Origin of the sequence: Streptomyces sp. NBC_01551 (genome assembly GCF_026339935.1) — a bacterium.
In the GTDB taxonomy this organism is placed as follows: Bacteria; Actinomycetota; Actinomycetes; order Streptomycetales; family Streptomycetaceae; genus Streptomyces.
In genome coordinates this window covers 5,653,297-5,672,108 of sequence record NZ_JAPEPX010000001.1, presented here as the reverse complement: position 1 = coordinate 5,672,108, position 18,812 = coordinate 5,653,297, and the positions used below count along the sequence as shown (strand labels likewise).

Sequence of the window (18,812 nt, the reverse complement as noted above, 5' to 3'; positions counted from 1 at the left end):
GCATTTCCTCTCCGTCGCCTGCGAGGTGAGCTGTCGGATTCGGACTGGAGATGTCCGGCCGTACATGAACAGCACATGTACGGCTTCACCCCAAGCCGTCCCGGACAGAGATCCGGAACAGCGGCTTACCTGGTTCCCCCGCTCCTGCCGCGCGCGCTGATAGTCGGGTGCGGTTCCCGGGCGGCGGCAGGATTCGGCGGTCCACCCGGATCGATCGCGAAGGTAATCCAGCCGCGCCACGCGGAACAAGCCACGAATTCCCTGACGCATTCGCAGGTATGAGGGATCAACGGAATTCCCGTCACCCTCCGTCCATTCCGGACCCTCAACAACCGCCCTGGCAAGGCAATTCGACTTCGGCGATCAGGCACTCACGGTCACCGTATGATCTGGCTCACGGGGACGGACCCGATCTCGCCTCCGGATATGGCAAGTTGGCGCCAAACAGTGTAATTCGGACACCCCACGACGATGCGGAGGAGTTCCCGTGACCCAGCAGATACCCCAGGCCCCGTACATGGAGCCGGAACTGTCCGGAGTGCGCAATTTCCGTGACGTCGGCGGGATGCCGACCGCGGACGGACGGAGGGTCAGGTCGGGACGACTATTCCGAAGCGGACATCTGGCACATGCCACCGAAACCGATGCAGACTTCCTCGCGTCGCTCGGCCTGCACACCGTCTTCGACTTCCGCAACGGCGCCGACCGGGCCCTCGACGGCCTCGACGTGGAGCTCCCCGGCGTCCGGAACGTCAACATCCCGCTGTCGGACCCGGCGGACGGCAGCGAGTTCTGGAAGCTGGTCCGCGAGGGCGACCTCGCCCAGCTCCGCGGCATCCTGGGCGACGGCAAGGGCGTGACCCGGATGACCGACGCGTACCGCGCCATCATCACGGGACGCACCGCCGAGCACAGCCGGGTCCTGCACGCCCTCGCCGAGGACAGCGTCCCGGCCCTGATGCACTGCGCGGCCGGCAAGGACCGGGCCGGCCTGTCGATCGCGGTCACGCTGCTCGCGCTCGGCGTGGAGCGCGACGCCATCGTGGCGGACTACCTGGAGTCCAACGCGCCGCACCGCCGCTACCGGATGCGCCGCGGCGGGGAGCCCGCAGGGGCCCGCTCCCCCGAGGTGGCAGAGCTCCTCGCGCCCCTCTTCGACGCCCGCGCCGAGTACCTGACGGCGGCCTTCGACACCATCGAGACGACCTGGGGCGGAGTGGAGCCCTACCTGGCGGAGGGCCTCGGGCTGGCGCCCGAGACCCTCGGCCGGCTGCGGGACCGGCTCCTGGAATAGCCCCGCCGGAGCGGGCCGTCAGCCGTTGCCGACGGCCTGCTTCACCAGCGTCCTGCCGAAGTCCCACATCAGGCCGCCCCCTCCGTGGGCCTCGTCCATGACCGCCCGGAAGGCGGTCACGAACCGGTCCACGTCGCCCTCGTCCACGATGAGGGGCGGGATGAGCTTGATGACCTCCAGGTGGTCGCCGGAGACCTGGGTGAGGATCCGGTGCTTCTGCAGCAGCGGCACCACCACCATCTGCGCGAACAGCCCCTTGCGGGCCGCCTGGAGCATGGTCCAGCGGCTGCGCAGCCCGAGCGAGGACGGCCGGCCGAACTCGATGCCGATCATCAGCCCGCGCCCGCGCACCTCGTGCAGCAGCTCGTACTCGTCCACCATCGCCGCGAGCCGCCCGCGCAGCAGGTCACCCGTCGCGCGGGCGTTCGCCACGACCCCTTCGTCGTCCATCACCGAGAGGACCGCGAGCCCGGCGGCCATCGCCTGCGCGTTGGAGCCGAAGCTCGCGGAGTGCACCAGCACCCGGTCCATGGAGGAGTAGACCTTCTTGAAGATCCAGTCCTTGCCGAGGGTCGCGCCGACCGGCACGTAGCCGCCCGACAGGGCCTTGGCCACGCACACCAGGTCCGGTTCCACGCCCGGCTCGTACTGGTACGCGTAGAAGTCACCGGTACGCCCCAGCCCGGTCTGCACCTCGTCCGCGATGAGCAGCGCCTTGTGGCGGCGCAGCAGTTCCTGCGCGGCGGACAGGAAACCGGGCGGGGCCGCGAGCACGCCCTTGCCCTGGATCGGCTCGACGATGAGCGCGGCGACGTCGCCCCGCCGCAGCTCCCGCTCCAGGGCGGCCAGGTCCCCGAGGGCGATCCTCGTGTCGGGCAGCAGCGGCGCGAAGCCGTCCCGGAACCCGCCCTCCCCGTTGACCGAGAGGGAGCCGGTGGTGAGCCCGTGGAAGGCGTGGTCGCAGTAGAGGATCCTGGGGCGGCCGGTGGCGTACCGGGCGAACTTCAGGGCGGTCTCGACCGCCTCGGTGCCGCTGTTGCCGAAGAAGACCCGGTCCAGGTGGGGGCTGTACGAGAGCAGCTTCTCGGCCAGCAGTCCCGGCAGCGGCTGGCAGTCGAAGCGGGTGAGGTCGGCGAGCTGGGCGTCGAGGACGTCGTGCAGGGCCCGGCGGACCACCGGGTGGTGTCGGCCCAGGCCCATCACGCCGAAGCCCGCCAGCATGTCGAGGTAGTCGTTCCCCTCGGCGTCCCAGAAGTGGGCGCCCTCGGCCCGTTCGTAGACCTTGTCGAAGCCGATGGTGTGCAGCATGCGGGGCAGCTGGTGGTTGAGGTGCCGGGCGTGCAGCTCGTAGCGCTCCCCGCCGCGCTCGGCGAGGAGGGCGCCGAGGTCGAAGCCCCCGCGCCCGGCCCCTCCCCGTGCCGGGGTCATACCGCGCTGTCCCGGTTGCCGCCGATCGTCTCCCTGGCCGCGCGCAGGGACTCCTTGAGCGAGCCCATGGTGGCCAGGACGGCGGTCGGCTCGTAGCCGCAGTGCGCCATGCAATTCGCGCAGCGCGGGTCCTTTCCGCGGCCGTACTTGTTCCAGTCGGTTTCCTCGATCAGCTCCCGGTACGTCGGCACGTAGCCGTCGCTCATCAGGTAGCAGGGGCGCTGCCAGCCGAAGAGGGAGTAATTCGGAATGGCCCAGGCGGTGCAGGGGAAATCCGCCTTGCCTTCCAGGAAGTCGAGGAACAGCGGCGAGTGGTTGAGCCGCCAGCGCCGCCGGTTGCCGCCCGCGAAGGCCTTCCTGAAGAGCTCGCGGGTCTGTTCGACGCCCAGGAAGTGTTCCTGGTCGGGGGCCTTCTCGTAGGCGTAGGCGGGCGAGATCATCATCTCGTCGACCTTGAGGTCGTCGTTGAGGTAGTTGAGCACCTCGATGATGGTCTGCGGGGTGTCGGTGTTGAAGAAGGTGGAGTTCGTGGTCACTCGGAACCCGCGCTTCTTCGCCTCCTTGATGGCCGCGACGGCCTCGTCGAAGACGCCTTCCTTGGCCACCGACTCGTCGTGCCGCTCGCGCAGCCCGTCGATGTGCACGGCGAAGGCGAAGTACGGGGACGGGGTGAACTTCTCCAGCTTCTTGCGCAGCAGCATCGCGTTGGTGCAGAGGAAGACGTACTTCCGCCGGGCCACCAACTGGCGCACGATCTCGTGGATCTGCGGGTGCATCAAGGGCTCGCCACCCGCGATGGACACCATGGGGGCCCCGGATTCCAGGACGGCACCGACCGCCTGGGCGACCGGCATGCGCTGCTTGAGCACCCCGGCCGGGTGCTGGATCTTGCCGCACCCCTCGCAGGCCAGGTTGCAGGCGTAGAGCGGTTCGAGCTCGACGATCAGCGGGAACTTCTCACGCTTCCTGAGCTTCTGTTCGAGAAGATAGGTCCCGACCCTGATGGACTGTCGCAGTGGCATGGCCATCTGGCTCACCTCCTGGGGAGCAGCAAAGAACGGTGCCATTCATAAAACGCGGGCAGCACGGCACGGAGAACACGGAAGGCAGATATTCCACCGCGAACCGTGCCGATACGGACGAGCTCGTGCTCCGGAGCGTCCACGATCACCCGGACGGCCGCAACCGGGCCGCGCCGGTCGCGGGTGGCGCTCCAGAGGGTGGCCGCCGATTCCATGTCGACCCCGATGGCGCCGGTGGCGCGCAGCTGCGCGCGCTCCTGGCCGCGGACGACGTGGTCGGAGCCGGTCAGCGCGCCGAGGTGCACGGTCCGGCCCGGGACGGCCCGGGCCAGCGCCTCGGCCAGCAGGGCGGTCCCGTCGCAGGCGACGGTCCCGCGCGGGTCCCGGGTCTCCTCGGCGACGATCAGGTCGCCGGGGCTCATGCCGGGCACCAGCCCGGCGCAGAACCCGGTGGCCAGGACCGCGGCCCCGCCCCGCCCCGGTCCGGCCAGCGCCCGGGCGACGGCGCGCTCCGCGGCGCGCGGGCCCATGCCGGTGCGCAGGACGGCGTACCCCTCGGGAGCGCCGCGCTCCGGGCCGCTGCGCAGGGCCGCCCGCTCGATGCGCAGGGCGCAGGCGACCAGCAGCGCGGCGGGGGCGTCGGCTCGGCGCTCCATCACGCCTCCTCGGCCAGGGCCGCGGCGCGGTCGCCCGGGCGGGCGCCGGTGTGCCGGCCGTCGGGGCCGAACGGCTCCCCGTACAGGTAGCGGCCGAGCGCGGTGAGCGGGAACACCTGCCGGTACAGGTGGTAGTTGATGGAGAAGTCCCAGGGGAAGCCGGTGCCGGTGAAGTACGGCTCGTCCCAGCCGCCGTCCGGCTGCTGGGTCTCCACCAGGTACGCGATGCCCCGCTCGACGGCCTTGCCGTCCCGTTCGCCCGCCGAGAGCAGGGCCATCAGCGCCCACGCGGTCTGCGAGGCGGTGGACTCCCCCTTCCCGGCCCAGGCCCGGTCCTGGTACGAGCGCTGGTCCTCGCCCCAGCCCCCGTCCGGGTTCTGTACGGTTTCCAGCCAGCGCACCGCCCGCCGGATCGCGGGATGCGCCGGGGCCATGCCGGCGGCCGTCAGGGCCGGGACCACCGACCCGGTCCCGTACACGTAGTTGGTGCCCCAGCGGCCGAACCAGGCGCCCTCCGGCTCCTGTTCGGCGAGCAGCCAGGCGATGCCCCGGCGGGTCCGCGGGTCCGCCGCCCGGCCCTCGACCGCGAGCATCTCCACGACGTGCGCGGTGACGTCCGCCGACGGCGGGTCGATGACCTCCCCGAAGTCGCAGAACGGCAGCCGGTTGGGGAAGGGGCTGGTGTTGTCGGCGTCGAAGGCGCCCCAGGCGCCGTTGCGCGACTGCATCCCGAGGTTCCAGGACACCCCGCGGGCGATGGCGCCCTCGACCTTCGCCGGGTCGGGGTGGCGGATCCGGCGCAGCGCGAGGACCACCTCGGCGGTGTCGTCGATGTCGGGGTAGGTGTCGTTGTGGAACTCGAACGCCCAGCCGCCCGGGGCGAGTCCGGGCCGGCGCACGGCCCAGTCGCCGCTGCGGACGATCTCCTCGCCGAGCATCCAGTCGGCTGCCTTCACCAGGGCCGGGTGGTCGGGGCGCACCCCCGCGTCGGCCAGCGCGATGGCGGCCAGGCAGGTGTCCCAGACCGGGGACTGGCAGGCCTCGATCATCCGGGAGCCGTCCTCGCGCCACACGGCGAACCGGTCGAGGGACTCCAGCCCGGCCCGCATCACCGGGTGCCCCAGGTCGTAGCCGAGCAGGTGAAGGGCGATGATCGAGTACACGGCGGGTGGCTGGATCCCGCCCCAGCAGCCGTCGTTCTCCTGCCGCTCGATGATCCAGCGGCCGGCGGTGGCCATCGCCGCCGCGCGCAGCCGGCGCGGGGCGAGGCGCCGGTAGACGTGCAGGGCCTTGTCCATCCGCTGGAAGGCGCCGTTCCAGCTGGTCAGCGGGGCCATCCGGCGGGCCGGGGCGGGGACGCGCGCGTCGGCGTGCAGCTCGTCGAGCGCGAAGGGGGCCGGGCGGACGGGCCGCATCGCGGAGACGACCGTCAGCGGGACGATGGTCTGGCGGGCCCAGCAGCCGAAGTCGTAGATGTTGAGCGGCACCCAGGGCGGCAGGAAGATCAGCTCGGGCGGGAGTTCGGGCAGGTGGTCCCAGTCCCACCAGCCGAAGAGCGCCAGCCAGATCCGGGTGAACACCCGGGCGGCGGCGATCCCGCCGTGGCCCCGGATCCAGGCCGAGGCGGCGGCCATGTGCGGCGTGTCGGGGGCGTCTCCGGCGAGGCGCAGGGCGACGTACGCCTCGATGGTGGCGGAGAGTTCGGGCGGCCCGCCGTGGAAGGTGGCCCAGGTTCCGTCGTCGCGCTGCCGGCCCCGGATGGACAGCGCGGCCGCGCGGGTGACGGCCTCGTCCCGGATCCCGAGGAACTGCCGCAGCAGCAGGTCCTCGGCGTCCATGGTGACGTTCGTTTCCAGGTCGCCCTTCCACCAGCCCTCGGGGTCCTGGCGGTCGAGCAGGTTGCGCACGGCCCGCGCGGTGGCGTCCTGGACGGGCCGCAGCGCGTCGCCCCGCACCGGGTCGCTCCGCATCACGCCCTGCGGCGCCGCGCGCGCGGGACCGTAGTCGGCCTCCGGGCCGGCTCCGGGTCCCCCCGGTGACCGGCGCCGCCGGACGGCCCCTCGGGTGCCCGGCGGAGCGGCGGGCCCGGCGGCCGCACTGTCATCCGGATCGGCGCCGCAGGCCCCGGCGCCGTCGGTCGTCGCTGTCATGGCTTCCCCTTTGCGTGCAGTGTCCTCTGCTGTCCTGGGGTCCGCCGTCGGCCGGCGCCACGGTCAGGTGGCGCCGGCCGGCGACTCGCGAGTCATATCCGAGCTCGGGTGGCGATCACCTCTTGCGCACGACGACGAAGTCGGCGAGGGCGACGAGCTGCTCGCGCACCCGCTGGGGCATGTCGACGTCGTCCAGCGCGCGGATGGCGATGGCGTGCTGGCGGCGCGCCTCCTCGGCGGTCCACTCCCGGCCGCCGGCCGCCTCGATGAGCGCCGCGCGGGCCGCGAACTCCTCCTCCGAGAAGTTCTCGAAGTCGTTGCTCTTGGCGTCGGCGGCGAGCAGCCGGCCGAGCTCCTCGCAGGCGGGCCCGCCCGCCGCGAGGGCGGCGACGACCGGCAGGGACTTCTTGCGCTGGCGCAGGTCGCTCCAGGTCTGCTTGCCGGTGGACTCCGGGTCGCCCCAGATGCCGAGCAGGTCGTCGACGGCCTGGAAGGCGAGGCCGAGGTGGTAGCCGTACTCCTCCAGCTTGTCGGCGGTGCGGTCGTCCGCGCCGCCGAGGACGGCGCCGATGGAGACCGCGCAGGCGAGCAGGGCGCCGGTCTTGTTGCCCTCCATCTCCAGGCACTCCTCGACGCTGACGCGCTCGCGGTGCTCGTACGAGATGTCCTGCGCCTGGCCGTCGATCAGCTTGCGGCTGGCGGTGGTCAGGCGGCGCGCGGCGCGGCCGGCCTCGGCGGTGCCGAGTTCCAGCAACACCTCGTTGGCGAGGGCGAACAGCGCGTCGCCGACCAGGATCGCCAGCGCCGGGCCGTGCACCTTCCACACCGTGTCGCGGTGGCGGCGCTGCTCGTCGCCGTCCATCAGGTCGTCGTGCAGCAGCGAGAAGTTGTGCACGAGCTCGACCGCGACGGCGCCGGGGATGCCGACCTCGGCGGCGGCGCCTGCGGCCTCGGCGGAGAGCAGCGCGAGCGCGGGGCGCACGGCCTTGCCGCCGTCGCCGTCCGCCGGGTTGCCCTGGGCGTCGATCCAGCCGAAGTGGTAGGCGGCGACGGTGTCCATGGGCGCCGCGAGCCGGTCTACGGCGGCGCGGAGCACGGGCGTCGACAGCGTGCGGCCGCGCTCCAGCAGGGCGAGCGTGTCCGCCTTCTCCACGCCCCCTCCGGCCGTGCCCACACTGGCATCCGTGTTCTCGACAGCCGGATTCCCCGGGTTCACTGGCTCTCCTCTGGTTCCTGTACGTGCTGAGCGTGCTGTGCCGGTGGCGGCGGTGGTGCTGACGGGCGTCATGCCGCCTCCTGCAGGGGGTGGTCGCGGTGGCGGCCGAGAGTGGCGAGCGCGGCGTGGGCCGCGTCCAGTCCGCTCCGGACGGCGCCCTCCATGGTCGCGGGCCAACCGGTGGCGGTCCACGCACCGGCCAGATAGAGCCCCGGCGTGTCGGTCCGCGCGCCGGGGCGCAGCCGGCCGACGCCGGGGGTGGGGGCGAAGGTGGCGGTCCGCTCCCGGGTGACGAAGAAGTCCCGTACCTTCGCGCCGCGCGCGGCGGGCAGCAGCCGCTCCAGCTCGGGCAGGTACTTGGTCCGCAGGACGGAGACGGGCTCCTCGATGTCGGCATGGGCGGCGGACTGGGACAGGGCCAGGTACTGGCAGCCGTCGGTGAGCCCGGAGGCGTCGGTGCGGTCGAAGACCCACTGGACCGGGGAGCCGAGCGCGGCGAAGAAGGGCTGCTTGAGCACCTTGCGGTCGTAGACGACGTGGACGTTGAGGATGGGCGCGGTGTCGATGTCGAGCAGCTTGTCCGGGTCGGCGAGGGCGCCGGCCGGGAGCAGCCCGTGCGCCTCGCGCTGCGGGACGGCGAGGACGACGGTGCCCGCGTCGAGGGACTCGTCCTCGGTGTCGACGCGCCAGCCGCCGTCGGGCGTGCGGGAGATGCCGGTGACCCGGGTCCGCAGCTCGGTGCGCACGCCTGCGGCGTCGAGCTGCTTGCGGGCCAGGGTGTCGTGCAGGTCGCCGAGGGGGACCTTGGCCCAGCCGATGTCGGCGGCGCCGTTCTCGGAAAGCAGGCCGGTCTTGAAGACCATGGCGGCCAGACCCAGCGAGGACTGGCCGGCGGTGGCGTTCAGGGTGGCGATGCCGACGAGGTCCCACAGGGCTTCGATGGCGCGCGGGCTCTGGCCGTAGCGGCCGAGCCAGGTCGCGAAGTCCAGGCCGTCGAGCGCCGGGTCGGCGGGGTCGAGGCGGCGCAGCGCGAGGGCGGCACGCCCGACGCTCACCCGCTCGGCGAGCGAGAGGTGCGGGTAGCGGGCCAGCGAGGCGGCCAGGTGCAGCGGCACGGGCAGGGCGCTGCGGCGCAGCCGGCCCAGGCGGGGCCCGCCGGGGTGGGCGACGTCGAGCACGGGTACGTCGAGGCGGTCCTGGATCGGCGCGAGGTCGGCGCCCTCGACACGGTCCAGGAACCACCGGTAGGCGGTGCAGCAGCGCAGGTAGACGTGCTGGCCGTTGTCGACGGTCAGGTCGCCGCGCTTGAAGGAGAAGGCCAGGCCGCCGAGCCGGGGGCGGCCTTCGAGGAGGGTGACCCGCAGCCCCGCGTCGGCGAGTTCGAGCGCGGCGGTGACCCCGGCGAGCCCGCCGCCGACGACGACGGCGCGGTCGTCGCTGCCGCTCATGAGCCCTCCCCGGTGCTGTGGCGGACGAACGGACGGTCCCCGAGGGGCCCGGCGCCCTCCGAGGGAGACGCGGACGCCCCCTCGGGAGTTGCGATGCCGCCGTGCGCGGGGCGTGCGGCGTGGCCGCGGGCCGGCGAGGCCGCCGCGGCGGTGGCGGGAAGGGGCATCAGGCCCGCCTCCGGGTGCTCTGGCGCGAGATGGTGCGCGCGTCGAGGCCGGAGAGGCCGCGGACGGCGACGTACGCCTTCTCGTGCGTCGGCAGCGAGACGCGGCCGCGCAGCACCGCCTCGGGCTCCCGCTCGATGCGGTCGAGGAGGCGCCGGTAGATCCCGGCCATTGCGGCGACGCAGGCGCCGCTGCGGCGGTCGAGCATGGGCAGCAGCCGGTAGCCCTCGACGAACAGGGCCCGGGCGCGGCGGACTTCGTGGTGGACGAGCCCGGCGAAGTCGGAGCCGGCAGGGGCCCGGTCGCCGTGGAAGCCCTCGGAGCAGCCGAACTTGGCGAGGTCCTCGGCGGGCAGGTAGGTGCGCCCGTTGCCGGCGTCCTCGCGAACGTCCCGGAGGATGTTGGTGAGTTGGAGGGCGAGGCCGAGGGTGTCGGCGTACTCGCCGGCGCGCTCCGCGTCGGCGGCGGCCAGGCCCGCGGAGTTCACCGTGCCGAACACCCCGAGGGAGAGGCGGCCGATGGCGCCGGCGACGCAGCGGCAGTAGGCCCTGAGGTCGTCCCAGGTCTCGTAGGTCTCGCCTCGGACGTCCATGAGGACGCCGTCGATGAGCTCGTCGAGCCCTTCCAGCGGGATCGGGAAGCGGCGCGCGGCGTGCGCGAGGGCGACGGCGACCGGGTCGGTGTCGTCCTCGTCGACGTCGTCGGCGCGGATCCGGCCGAGCAGGGCGCGGGTCTCCTCCAGCCGGGTCAGCTTGGCCTCGGGCGGCAGGGTGCCGTCACCGATGTCGTCGACCCGCCGGGAGAAGGCGTACAGCGCGGACATGGCGTGCCGCTTGTCCGTGGGCAGCAGCCGGATGCCGTAGGCGAAGTTGCGCGCCTGCGCGCCGGTGACGGCCTCGCAGTAGCTGTACGCCGCGGCAACCGGTGCGGACACCACCGCCGGTGCGGACGGTGCGGACGGGTGTGTGGGGCCCTCCACGGTCGGGCTCACCCCTTTCTCGGCGCTGTGCGCAGGACGGCGGCCACCTCGCGGAGCAGGCCGGTCTTGGTGGGCTTGGGCGGGCCGGGAAGCACGTCGAAACCGGCGGCGCCGACGGCGCGCAGCGCGGCGCGCCCTCCTCCCACGAAGCCCGCGAGCAGCAGCCGGAGCCTGCCGTGCACGCTACCCACGAGCGGGGTGCCTTCATTCAGGAGTTCGCGTGCGCGCTCCGCTTCGAAGGCGACCAGGGCGCGTACGGACGCGCCGGCGGTCGGGGCTTTCAGGTCGGTTTCGGTCACGTGGAAGCGTCGCATGTCCTCGCCCGGGAGGTAGATCCGGTCCCGGCCGAGGTCCTCGGCGACGTCCTGGAGGTGCTCGGCGATCTGCAGGGCGGTACAGACGGCGTCGGAGCGGCGGATCCGTTCGGGGGTGCTGGTCCCGGTGAGGGAGAGCACGAGCCGGCCCACTGGGTTCGCGGACAGTTCGCAGTACGCGAGGAGGTCCCCGTACGTCTCGTAGCGGGTCACCCGCTGGTCCTGGCGGTTGGCCTCGATGAGCCCGAGGAACGGCTCGGGGGTCAGGCCGTGGTCGCGGACCACGGGCCGCAGGGCCAGCAGCAGGGGATGGCGGGGCGGGCCGTCGCTGCCGAAGACGCGCAGCAGGTCGGCCTCGAAGGCGTCGAGCATGGCGAGCCGGTCGTCCGCGGCGGCGGGGTCGAGGCCGAGGAGGACGGCGTCGCGGCCGCCGGGGGCGAGGTCGCCGTCGCCGATGTCATCGACCAGGCGGGCGTATCCGTAGACCGCCATGAGTCCCTCGCGCCAGGCGCGGGGAAGGAAGGAGGGGGCGACCGGGAAATTCTCCGCGGCCGCCTTGTCGAGGGTGGCGCGTGTGTGGGCCGCCTGTGAGGAGGGCCGGATGCCGTGCTCCCGGGTCACCGCCCGCCGCCCGGTGCGGGGGCTGCCGTAGGGACGGCCGTAAAGCCTGGGGGCCGGAGAATTCCCGTAGCCATTGCCGTCACATCTCCCGTTCTACACTGCCGACCCAAGTCATCCTATTTCGGACACGCCGCCCGCCTTTCCCCGGGGTGGTTCAGGCCATTTCACCTGCGGGGAATCGTCCACTCTTGCCGCGATACAGGACCGCTCCAGCTTACGCTGTACAACGCCGCGGGGCCCCAAGGGGTGTTCGCCCCGCTACTGAATGTCGTACGCGAGCCCCGCCACCGGCATGCCGAGGCCCCTGCCGCACGGCTGCGGCAGGGGCCTTCGCGGGCCTTGGCCGGAAGCGGCCGGTCAGGCGCTGGTGTGCTTCTCGTAGGCGCGCACGACCTCGTCGGTCGGGCCGTCCATGACGAGCTCACCGCGTTCCAGCCACAGCACCCGGTCGCAGGTGTCGCGGATGGACTTGTTGTTGTGGCTCACCAGGAAAACGCTGCCGGCCTTCTCGCGGAGTTCGCGGATGCGGGCCTCCGAGCGGACCTGGAACTTCCGGTCACCGGTGGCCAGCGCCTCGTCGATCATCAGGACGTCGTGGTCCTTGGCGGCCGCGATGGAGAAGCGGAGCCGCGCGGCCATGCCCGAGGAGTACGTGCGCATCGGCAGGGAAATGAAATCCCCCTTCTCGTTGATTCCCGAGAAGTCGACGATGTCCTGGTAGCGCTCCTTGATCTGCTCGCGGGTCATGCCCATCGCAAGACCACCGAGGACCACGTTGCGCTCACCGGTCAGATCGTTCATCAGCGCCGCGTTGACACCCAGCAGCGACGGCTGGCCGTCGGTGTACACCTTGCCGGACTCGCAGGGCAGCAGGCCCGCGATGGCACGGAGCAGGGTGGACTTGCCGGAGCCGTTGGAGCCGATCAGGCCGATGGCCTCGCCCCGGTACGCCGTGAAGCTGACGCCGCGCACGGCGTGCACCTTGCGGACGCCGGGGGCGTCGCCCTTGCCGCGGCGGAGTATCTTGCTCAGCGCCGCGGTGGCGCTGCCCTTGCCGGAGCTGCCCGTGTTGACGCGGTAGACGATGTGGACGTCGTCGGCGATGACGGTGGGGACCTTGCTCTTTGCGATCTCAGCCACGGCCGTAACGCTCCTCAGCCTTCCAGAAGTACACGAATCCGCCGAGGCCGATCACCACGGCCCAGCCGACGGCGAAGGCCCAGACGTGCGGCGGGAGGTTCTCCGGGCCGTAGTCGTCGATCAGCGCGAAGCGGACCAGGTCCATGTAGATCGCCGCGGGGTTCCACTGGAGCACGTCCGCGATCCACGCCGGCTTGTCCTTCAGCATCTCGCTGATCGAGAACATGACGCCCGAGGCGTACATCCACGTGCGCGTGAGGAAGGGCATCAGCTGCGCGAGGTCGGGCGTCTTGGCACCCATCCGCGCGAAGACCATGGCGAGACCGGTGTTGAAGACGAACTGGAGCACCAGCGTCGGCACGACCAGCAGCCAGGACAGCTTCGGGTAGTTCCCGAAGGCGATCGCGACGGCGAAGACGACGATCATCGAGTACAGCAGCTGCTGGAGCTGCTGCATCGAGAACGAGATCGGCAGCGAGGCCCGCGGGAAGTGCAGGGCGCGCACCAGGCCGAGGTTGCCGGGGATCGCCCGCACGCCCGCCATCAGCGAGTTCTGGGTGAAGGTGAAGACGAAGATGCCCATCACCAGGAAGGGGATGTACACCCCCTTCTCCATGCCGCGGCCCGCGTCCAGGATCAGGCCGAAGATCAGGTAGTAGACCAGCGCGTTCAGCAGCGGGGTCGCCACCTGCCAGATCTGCCCGAGCTTCGCCTGGCTGTACTGGGCGACGAGCTTGGCCCGGGAGAAGGCCATGATGAAGTGGCGCCGGTCCCAGAGCTGCCGCACGTACTCGCCCAGACCGGGCCGGGCGCCGCTGACAGAAAGGCCGTACTTCCCGGCGAGCTCCGCGGGACTGAGTCCCGCGTCTTCGGACAGCGGCTTGCTCGTCGCGAGGGCGCCGTCGTGGGTTGTGTCACTCACAAGTTGAAACTTTCCGTCTTCAAGATGCGGCAGAAGGGGAACGGGCCTGAGGGCACGGGACCCGCGATCGGGCCCCATGCTCCCAGACTCGAGCTTGTCAGATGACAGGCGGGCGGCCGAGCCGGGTCAGCCGCCAGACCGTACGCCACTTCATGGGGCGCCGGGGACCGCACGGAGTCGTCCATCCCTCCTTGAACCCGCCGAACCAGGCCTTCAGCGCGGGCACCGAGGGCCGGCGCAGGAGCGTCAGCAGGAGCCAGACGCCCAGGTAGACCGGGACCAGCACGGCCGGCAGGTTCCGGCGGGCCAGCCACACCCGGTTCCTGGCCACCATACGGTGATAGACGGCGTGCCGGGACGGGGCAGTGGTCGGGTGCAGCAGCACCATGTCCGCGCGGTAGTCGATCAGCCACCCGGCGTCGAGCGCCCGCCAGGCCAGATCGGTCTCCTCGTGGGCGTAGAAGAAGTCCCCGGGCAGATCCCCGACCTGCTCGAACACCTTCGTGCGGACGGCGTTGGCGCCGCCCAGGAAGGTGGTCACGCGGGAGGAGCGCATCGGGTCGGCGGCGCGCAGCCGGGGCACGTGCCGGCGCTGGGTCTCGCCCGAGTCCGGATCGGCGATCCGGAAGCTGACGATCCCGAGCCGGGGGTCCTCGGCGAAGGCCTGCCGGCACAGCTCGGCGGTGTCGGTGCGCTCCAGCAGCCCGTCGTCGTCCAGGAAGAGCAGGGCGTCCACCTCGGCGCCGCCGGGGCCGAAGGCCTCGATGCCGACGTTGCGGCCGCCGGGGATGCCCAGGTTCTCGGGCAGCTCGACGGTGCGGACGCCCTCGGGCAGCCCCGTGACGGGCACGCCCTGGCCCACGACGACGACCTCGACGGGGTCGCCCTCCTGGCGGGCCACCGAGTCGAGGAGCGCCTTGAGCTCGTCGGGACGGTTGCCCATGGTGATGATCACGGCGCCCAGCCGCATCGCCGTCGTCACTTGAGCCTGCTCGAAGCCAGGATCGACACCAGGTGCAGCACCGTCTGCAGCAGCGCGATGCCGGCCAGTACGGCCACCCCGAGGCGGGACCAGAACAGGTCGCCCCGCACCTGGTCGAGGACGGCCAGCAGCAGGATCAGCAGCGAGGCCTCGATGCCGAGGACGAGCCGGTGGAACTTGAGCGCGGCGGCGGCCCGGCGGGCGAGCGCCATGCCGGAGGAGCGCGGCTCGGCGGCGGCTTCGGCGACCGGCGGCTTGCCGGTCTGGTGGCGGGCGACGCCGACCAGGTCGGTCTCGGCCTTGATCAGGATCGCGCCGAGGGCCGCGAGGGTGCCCAGGAAGGCCCACAGCCAGTCGATCCGCCCGCTGCCCCACAGGTCCGAGGCGCGCAGGCCGAAGCCGACCAGCACCGCGGCGTCGCACAGGTAGGCGCCGACCCGGTCCAGGTAGACCCCGGAGAGCGAGAACTGCTTCTTCCAGCGGGCGACCTCGCCGTCGACGCAGTCGAGCAGCAGGTACAGCTGGACCATCACCACGCCGAGGACGGCGCCCCAGATGCCCGGGATCAGCAGGGCGGGGGCGGCCAGGACGCCGGCGAGGGTCATCACGTAGGTCAGCTGGTTGGGCGTGACCTTGGTGTTCACCAGGACGCGGGTGATGCGCAGGGAGATCTCGCGCATGTAGAGGCGCCCGCCCCAGTGCTCGCCGCTGCGCCGGTCCTTGACGCCCGGCGGGTGAACGACGGGCCGGAGTTCAGCTACGGATGGTCTTGGCATAGTCGGAGTAAGCGTCCCTGATCTCGGCGGCTGACAGGTTGAGGTGCTCCAGGATCGTGAAACGTCCCGGACGGGTCTGGGGGGCGTACTCGACGGCCGCGACGAACTCGTCCACGCTGAACCCGATCTCCTCGGGCAGCACGGGCAGTCCGTGGCCGCGCAGCACCCGGACGAAGAGCTCGGACTGCTCCGTGGCCCCGCGCAGGTGCATGGCGAACGCGGCGCCGATGCCGACCTGCTCGCCGTGGAGCGCGGAGCGTCCCGGGTAGAGCAGGTCGAAGGCGTGGCTGATCTCGTGGCAGGCGCCGGACGACGGGCGGGAGTCCCCGCTGATCGACATGGCGATGCCGGAGAGGACGAGCGCCTCGGAGAGCACGGTGAGGAACTCGTCGTCGCCGCAACCGCCGGGGTGGCGCAGCACGGATTCGCCGGCGGTGCGGGCCATGGCCGCGGCCAGGCCGTCCACGGCCTCCCCGGTGAGCCGGTGCGAGAGCTCCCAGTCGGCGATGGCCGAGATGTTGGAGATCGCGTCGCCGATCCCGGCGCGGATGAACCGCACCGGGGCTTCCTTGATCACGTCGAGGTCGATCACCATGGCGATCGGCGTGGGGACACCGTAGGAGCCCCGGCCGTTGTCGTTGTCCAGGATGGACACCGGCGAGCAGATGCCGTCGTGGGAGAGGTTGGTGGCGACGGCCACCATGGGCAGCCCGACCCGCGCCGCGGCGTACTTCGCCACGTCGATGATCTTGCCGCCGCCCAGGCCCACGACGGCGTCGTAGCGGCGGCCCTTTATGTCGTCGGCCAGCTTGACGGCGGAGTCGATCGTGCCGTCGACGACCGGGTACCAGTCGGCGTGCGGCAGTACGGGCTCCAGCTTGGCGCGCAGCGCCACGCCGGAGCCACCGCTGATCGCGATCGCCAGCTTGCCGGACGCGGAGATCCGCTGGTCGGCCAGGAGGCCGGCCAGGTCGTCCATCGCCCCGCGGCTGATGTCGACGACGACCGGCGAGGGGATCAGCCGCGTCAGTACTGGCATGCGATCGTCCGGCCCTTGGCGAGGTCGTCGTGGTTGTCGATCTCGACCCACTTGACGTCGCCGATGGGGGCCACGTCGATCGTGAAGCCGTCGTTGACGAGCTGCTGGTAGCCGTCCTCGTAGTAGAGGTCGGGGTCGCGCTCGAAGGTGGTCTTCAGGGCCTCGGCCAGCTGCTCGGCGGCCTCGGGCTCGATGAGGGTGACACCGATGTACTCGCCGGTCGCGGTGGCCGGGTCCATCAGCTTGGTGATCTTCCGCACGCCCTGGCCGTCGGCGGTGATGACCTTCATCTCCTCGTCGGCCAGGTGCTTGACCGTGTCGAGGGCGAGGATGATCTTCTGGCCGTTGCCGCGGGCGTCGAGCAGGGTGCGCTCGACGGAGACCGGGTGGACGGTGTCGCCGTTGGCGAGGATCACGCCCCGCTTCAGGACGTCACGCGCGCACCACAGGGAGTAGGCGTTGTTCCACTCCTCGGCCTTGTCGTTGTCGATCAGCGTGATCGTGACGCCGTACTTGGCCTCCAGGGCCTCCCGGCGCTCGTACACGGCTTCCTTGCGGTAGCCGACGACGATCGCGACCTCGGTGAGGCCGACCTCGGCGAAGTTGCCCAGGGTCAGGTCGAGGACGGTGAGGCTGTCCTCCTGGCCCTCGGGTCCGACGGGCACGAGGGCCTTGGGCAGGGTGTCGGTGTAGGGACGCAGGCGGCGTCCGGCACCGGCAGCGAGGACAAGGCCGATCATGCTGGTTCTCCTTCGTCATGTACGGCGGGTGCTCCGGAGGAGACCCAGAAGCGGATGCTCTCCACGAGCACCACGAGCGCCACGAACACGGCCATGGCCGTGAGAGCGGCGGGGAACGCGTCACGGGCGAGGACGGCCGCCAGGACCACGGTCAGCAGGACCCGGCCCTCGTGGCCGCCGGTCGTCCGCACCAGCCAGTTCGGGGGGGCGCTCGAACCACCGCGGATGCGGTAGACCGTGTCGTAGTGATGGTAGGCGACCGCCGCGACCAGTCCGAATGCGGCGGGAAGGGCTCCGGGCACGTCCGCCTTGGCGGCGAGCACGAGGACGGTCACGTACTCGGCGACCCGGAAGACCGGCGGGATCAGCCAGTCCAGGGAGCCCTTCAGCGGGGCGGCGACCGCCGCGGCCGAGAACCCCGCGTAGCCCACCGCCGCGGCGATCACCCACGGGGACCCGAAGTCCTGCCGGAGGGCCTCGCCGATCATGATCACGGCGCCGCCGACGGCCAGCCACACCGAGGCGCGGGACGCCCGCTTGGCGGGGCGCGGGGCGCCGAGCCAGGCGAGCACCGCGGAGTCGGCGAGGTCTGCGAGGGCCTGGGCTGCCCGGTCGGTCCGGGTCGCCTTGCGGGTCAGCGAGCGCAGCACGCGGCCGGCGGTCGTGTAGAGCGCGCCGAAGGCGCAGCCGACGAGCAGGGCGTAGAAGACGATCCGCGGCGTGGTGAAGGCGGTCAGGACCGCGATCATCGCCCAGCGCTCACCGATCGGGAGGATGATCATCCGCCGGACCCAGACCGTCCAGCCGACGCTGTCGAGCCGTCCGGACAGCGCGGCCGTGGGGCTGGTGTTCGCGGTGGCGTCGTGGTTGGCCTCGTTGAAGGCGAAGTCCACGACGTGCCTGCAGGTCATCAGGATCATCGAGCCGAGCGCGAGGGCCCAGACGTCGTCGCCGCCCCGGGCGGCGCCGAGCGCGAGGCCCGCGTAGAAGGAGTACTCCTTCGCGCGGTCGAAGGTCGCGTCGAGCCAGGCGCCCAGCGTCGAGTACTGGAGCGAGTAGCGGGCGAGCTGCCCGTCGGTGCAGTCCAGGACGAAGGAGACGAGGAGCAGCACGCCGGCCGCGACATAGCCCCAGCGCTCGCCGGTCGCGGCGCAGCCGGCGGCGATCAGCGCGGTGATCAGCGAGGCGGTGGTGACCTGGTTCGGGGTCAGGCCGCGGCGCGCGCACCAGCGGGCGATGTAGCGCGAGTACGGGCTGATGAAGAAGGTGGTGAAGAACCCGTCGCGGGACTTCACGGCGGTCCGCAGCCGGACGGCCTCGTCGTCCACGGCGGCGACGGCGGCGGCCGCCGCGTCGCGCTCCGCGGTGGTGGCGGGGACGGTGGCGACGAGCGTGCCGAGCTCGGGGCGCTGGACGGTGGTCCCCGCGTCCTCGACCGCGGCGGCGAGCCGGTCCGCGTACGGGCCCTCGCCGCCGGGCGCGAGCGCCGCGGCCTTGTCCAGGGCCGCGCGGGCGCCCGGCTGGACGGCGAAGGCGCCGGGGACGGCGCAGGCGTCGAAGCGCGGGTCGGTCAGCGCGAGGCGCAGCGCGTGCAGGTGCCCGACGAAGGCGCTGTCCACGACGGCAACCCGCTGGTCGGCGGGTACGTCGGCCAGCGCGGCCGCGATCTCATCGGGGGTCGTGGCGTTTTCCGGCCCGGCGGCGGAGCGGACGTCGAAGCCGAGCGAGCGCAGCCCGTCCGCCAGGGGTGATCCGGGGACCGGCAGGCCGGTGAGGATGACGGTCGGCAGACGAACTCACTCCTTGGCAACGAACGCGGAACGCGCGCCTGGTGGGGCGGCAGCACGTCGGCAGAGGCTATCGGATGAATGGAAGCGGGGGTTCACCACCCGTTTACGCCCCGATAAGCCGAAGATTCCC

At 72.1% G+C, this 18,812-nt stretch carries 16 protein-coding genes and 1 riboswitch; of the genes, 1 reads left to right on the top strand and 15 read right to left on the bottom strand.

Going from position 1 to position 18,812, the window contains the following annotated elements:
- Nucleotides 1-209: riboswitch (cyclic di-AMP (ydaO/yuaA leader) on the bottom strand.
- Between the two features lie 278 nt (nucleotides 210-487).
- On the top strand, nucleotides 488-1,294 hold the full coding sequence (locus tag OG982_RS25580) for a tyrosine-protein phosphatase (protein ID WP_266782758.1): 807 nt from the start codon (nucleotides 488-490) through the stop codon (nucleotides 1,292-1,294).
- A gap of 18 nt (nucleotides 1,295-1,312) precedes the next feature.
- Here OG982_RS25580 and OG982_RS25575 read toward each other — a convergent pair whose 3' ends face one another.
- From OG982_RS25575 to OG982_RS25505, 15 genes are all read right to left on the bottom strand, one after another.
- On the bottom strand, nucleotides 1,313-2,722 hold the full coding sequence (locus OG982_RS25575) for an aspartate aminotransferase family protein (protein ID WP_266782760.1): 1,410 nt from the start codon (nucleotides 2,720-2,722) through the stop codon (nucleotides 1,313-1,315).
- Nucleotides 2,719-3,750 carry an adenosyl-hopene transferase HpnH gene (gene hpnH, locus OG982_RS25570; protein ID WP_266782762.1) on the bottom strand — a complete coding sequence of 344 codons (1,032 nt, stop codon included), beginning with the start codon at nucleotides 3,748-3,750 and terminating at the stop codon, nucleotides 2,719-2,721. The genes OG982_RS25575 and hpnH overlap by 4 nt, the downstream gene beginning before the upstream one ends.
- Nucleotides 3,751-3,755: 5 nt before the next feature.
- A complete protein-coding gene (locus OG982_RS25565; RefSeq protein WP_266782764.1) occupies nucleotides 3,756-4,400 on the bottom strand; it encodes a 1-hydroxy-2-methyl-2-butenyl 4-diphosphate reductase in 645 nt (214 codons plus the stop codon).
- The gene (gene shc / locus OG982_RS25560) at nucleotides 4,400-6,550 is read right to left on the bottom strand and encodes a squalene--hopene cyclase (protein WP_266782766.1); all 2,151 of its coding nucleotides are present in this window, start codon (nucleotides 6,548-6,550) and stop codon (nucleotides 4,400-4,402) included. The genes OG982_RS25565 and shc overlap by 1 nt, the downstream gene beginning before the upstream one ends.
- A gap of 115 nt (nucleotides 6,551-6,665) precedes the next feature.
- Nucleotides 6,666-7,838, bottom strand: coding sequence for a polyprenyl synthetase family protein (locus OG982_RS25555; RefSeq protein ID WP_266782768.1), 1,173 nt, complete (start codon nucleotides 7,836-7,838; stop codon nucleotides 6,666-6,668).
- A complete protein-coding gene (hpnE, locus tag OG982_RS25550) occupies nucleotides 7,835-9,214 on the bottom strand; it encodes a hydroxysqualene dehydroxylase HpnE (RefSeq protein WP_266782770.1) in 1,380 nt (459 codons plus the stop codon). Before hpnE ends, OG982_RS25555 begins: the two co-directional genes overlap by 4 nt.
- A 166-nt stretch (nucleotides 9,215-9,380) precedes the next feature.
- Nucleotides 9,381-10,316 (bottom strand): presqualene diphosphate synthase HpnD, encoded by a 936-nt coding sequence (gene hpnD, locus OG982_RS25545; protein ID WP_266791711.1) that lies wholly within the window; start codon nucleotides 10,314-10,316, stop codon nucleotides 9,381-9,383.
- 50 nt (nucleotides 10,317-10,366) lie between these two features.
- Complete coding sequence (gene hpnC, locus OG982_RS25540; protein ID WP_266782772.1) at nucleotides 10,367-11,293, bottom strand: squalene synthase HpnC; 927 nt, start codon at nucleotides 11,291-11,293, stop codon at nucleotides 10,367-10,369.
- Nucleotides 11,294-11,650: 357 nt separating this feature from the next.
- The gene (locus tag OG982_RS25535) at nucleotides 11,651-12,433 is read right to left on the bottom strand and encodes an ABC transporter ATP-binding protein (protein ID WP_266782774.1); all 783 of its coding nucleotides are present in this window, start codon (nucleotides 12,431-12,433) and stop codon (nucleotides 11,651-11,653) included.
- Nucleotides 12,426-13,355 carry an ABC transporter permease gene (locus tag OG982_RS25530; RefSeq protein WP_266782776.1) on the bottom strand — a complete coding sequence of 310 codons (930 nt, stop codon included), beginning with the start codon at nucleotides 13,353-13,355 and terminating at the stop codon, nucleotides 12,426-12,428. The genes OG982_RS25535 and OG982_RS25530 overlap by 8 nt, the downstream gene beginning before the upstream one ends.
- Before the next feature lie 97 nt (nucleotides 13,356-13,452).
- A complete protein-coding gene (locus OG982_RS25525; protein WP_266791713.1) occupies nucleotides 13,453-14,325 on the bottom strand; it encodes a glycosyltransferase family 2 protein in 873 nt (290 codons plus the stop codon).
- Between the two features lie 8 nt (nucleotides 14,326-14,333).
- A complete protein-coding gene (locus OG982_RS25520) occupies nucleotides 14,334-15,113 on the bottom strand; it encodes a CDP-alcohol phosphatidyltransferase family protein (RefSeq protein ID WP_266782778.1) in 780 nt (259 codons plus the stop codon).
- Nucleotides 15,091-16,152, bottom strand: a complete 1,062-nt coding sequence (locus OG982_RS25515) for an iron-containing alcohol dehydrogenase family protein (protein WP_266782780.1) — start codon at nucleotides 16,150-16,152, stop codon at nucleotides 15,091-15,093. Before OG982_RS25515 ends, OG982_RS25520 begins: the two co-directional genes overlap by 23 nt.
- Nucleotides 16,140-16,892 carry a phosphocholine cytidylyltransferase family protein gene (locus tag OG982_RS25510; RefSeq protein ID WP_266782797.1) on the bottom strand — a complete coding sequence of 251 codons (753 nt, stop codon included), beginning with the start codon at nucleotides 16,890-16,892 and terminating at the stop codon, nucleotides 16,140-16,142. The genes OG982_RS25515 and OG982_RS25510 overlap by 13 nt, the downstream gene beginning before the upstream one ends.
- The gene (locus OG982_RS25505; protein ID WP_266791714.1) at nucleotides 16,889-18,682 is read right to left on the bottom strand and encodes a DUF5941 domain-containing protein; all 1,794 of its coding nucleotides are present in this window, start codon (nucleotides 18,680-18,682) and stop codon (nucleotides 16,889-16,891) included. Before OG982_RS25505 ends, OG982_RS25510 begins: the two co-directional genes overlap by 4 nt.
- Nucleotides 18,683-18,812 lie beyond the last annotated feature (130 nt).

Bases quoted from the DNA above. Each gene is read 5' to 3' on its own strand.
- OG982_RS25525 (WP_266791713.1), bottom strand. From the start codon at position 14,325: ATGCGGCTGGGCGCCGTGATCATCACCATGGGCAACCGTCCCGACGAG.
- OG982_RS25555 (WP_266782768.1), bottom strand. From the start codon at position 7,838: ATGACGCCCGTCAGCACCACCGCCGCCACCGGCACAGCACGCTCAGCA.
- OG982_RS25515 (WP_266782780.1), bottom strand. From the start codon at position 16,152: ATGCCAGTACTGACGCGGCTGATCCCCTCGCCGGTCGTCGTCGACATC.
- OG982_RS25520 (WP_266782778.1), bottom strand. From the start codon at position 15,113: ATGCCAAGACCATCCGTAGCTGAACTCCGGCCCGTCGTTCACCCGCCG.
- hpnH (WP_266782762.1), bottom strand. From the start codon at position 3,750: ATGGCCATGCCACTGCGACAGTCCATCAGGGTCGGGACCTATCTTCTC.
- shc (WP_266782766.1), bottom strand. From the start codon at position 6,550: ATGACAGCGACGACCGACGGCGCCGGGGCCTGCGGCGCCGATCCGGAT.
- OG982_RS25565 (WP_266782764.1), bottom strand. From the start codon at position 4,400: ATGGAGCGCCGAGCCGACGCCCCCGCCGCGCTGCTGGTCGCCTGCGCC.
- OG982_RS25575 (WP_266782760.1), bottom strand. From the start codon at position 2,722: ATGACCCCGGCACGGGGAGGGGCCGGGCGCGGGGGCTTCGACCTCGGC.
- hpnE (WP_266782770.1), bottom strand. From the start codon at position 9,214: ATGAGCGGCAGCGACGACCGCGCCGTCGTCGTCGGCGGCGGGCTCGCC.
- OG982_RS25510 (WP_266782797.1), bottom strand. From the start codon at position 16,892: ATGATCGGCCTTGTCCTCGCTGCCGGTGCCGGACGCCGCCTGCGTCCC.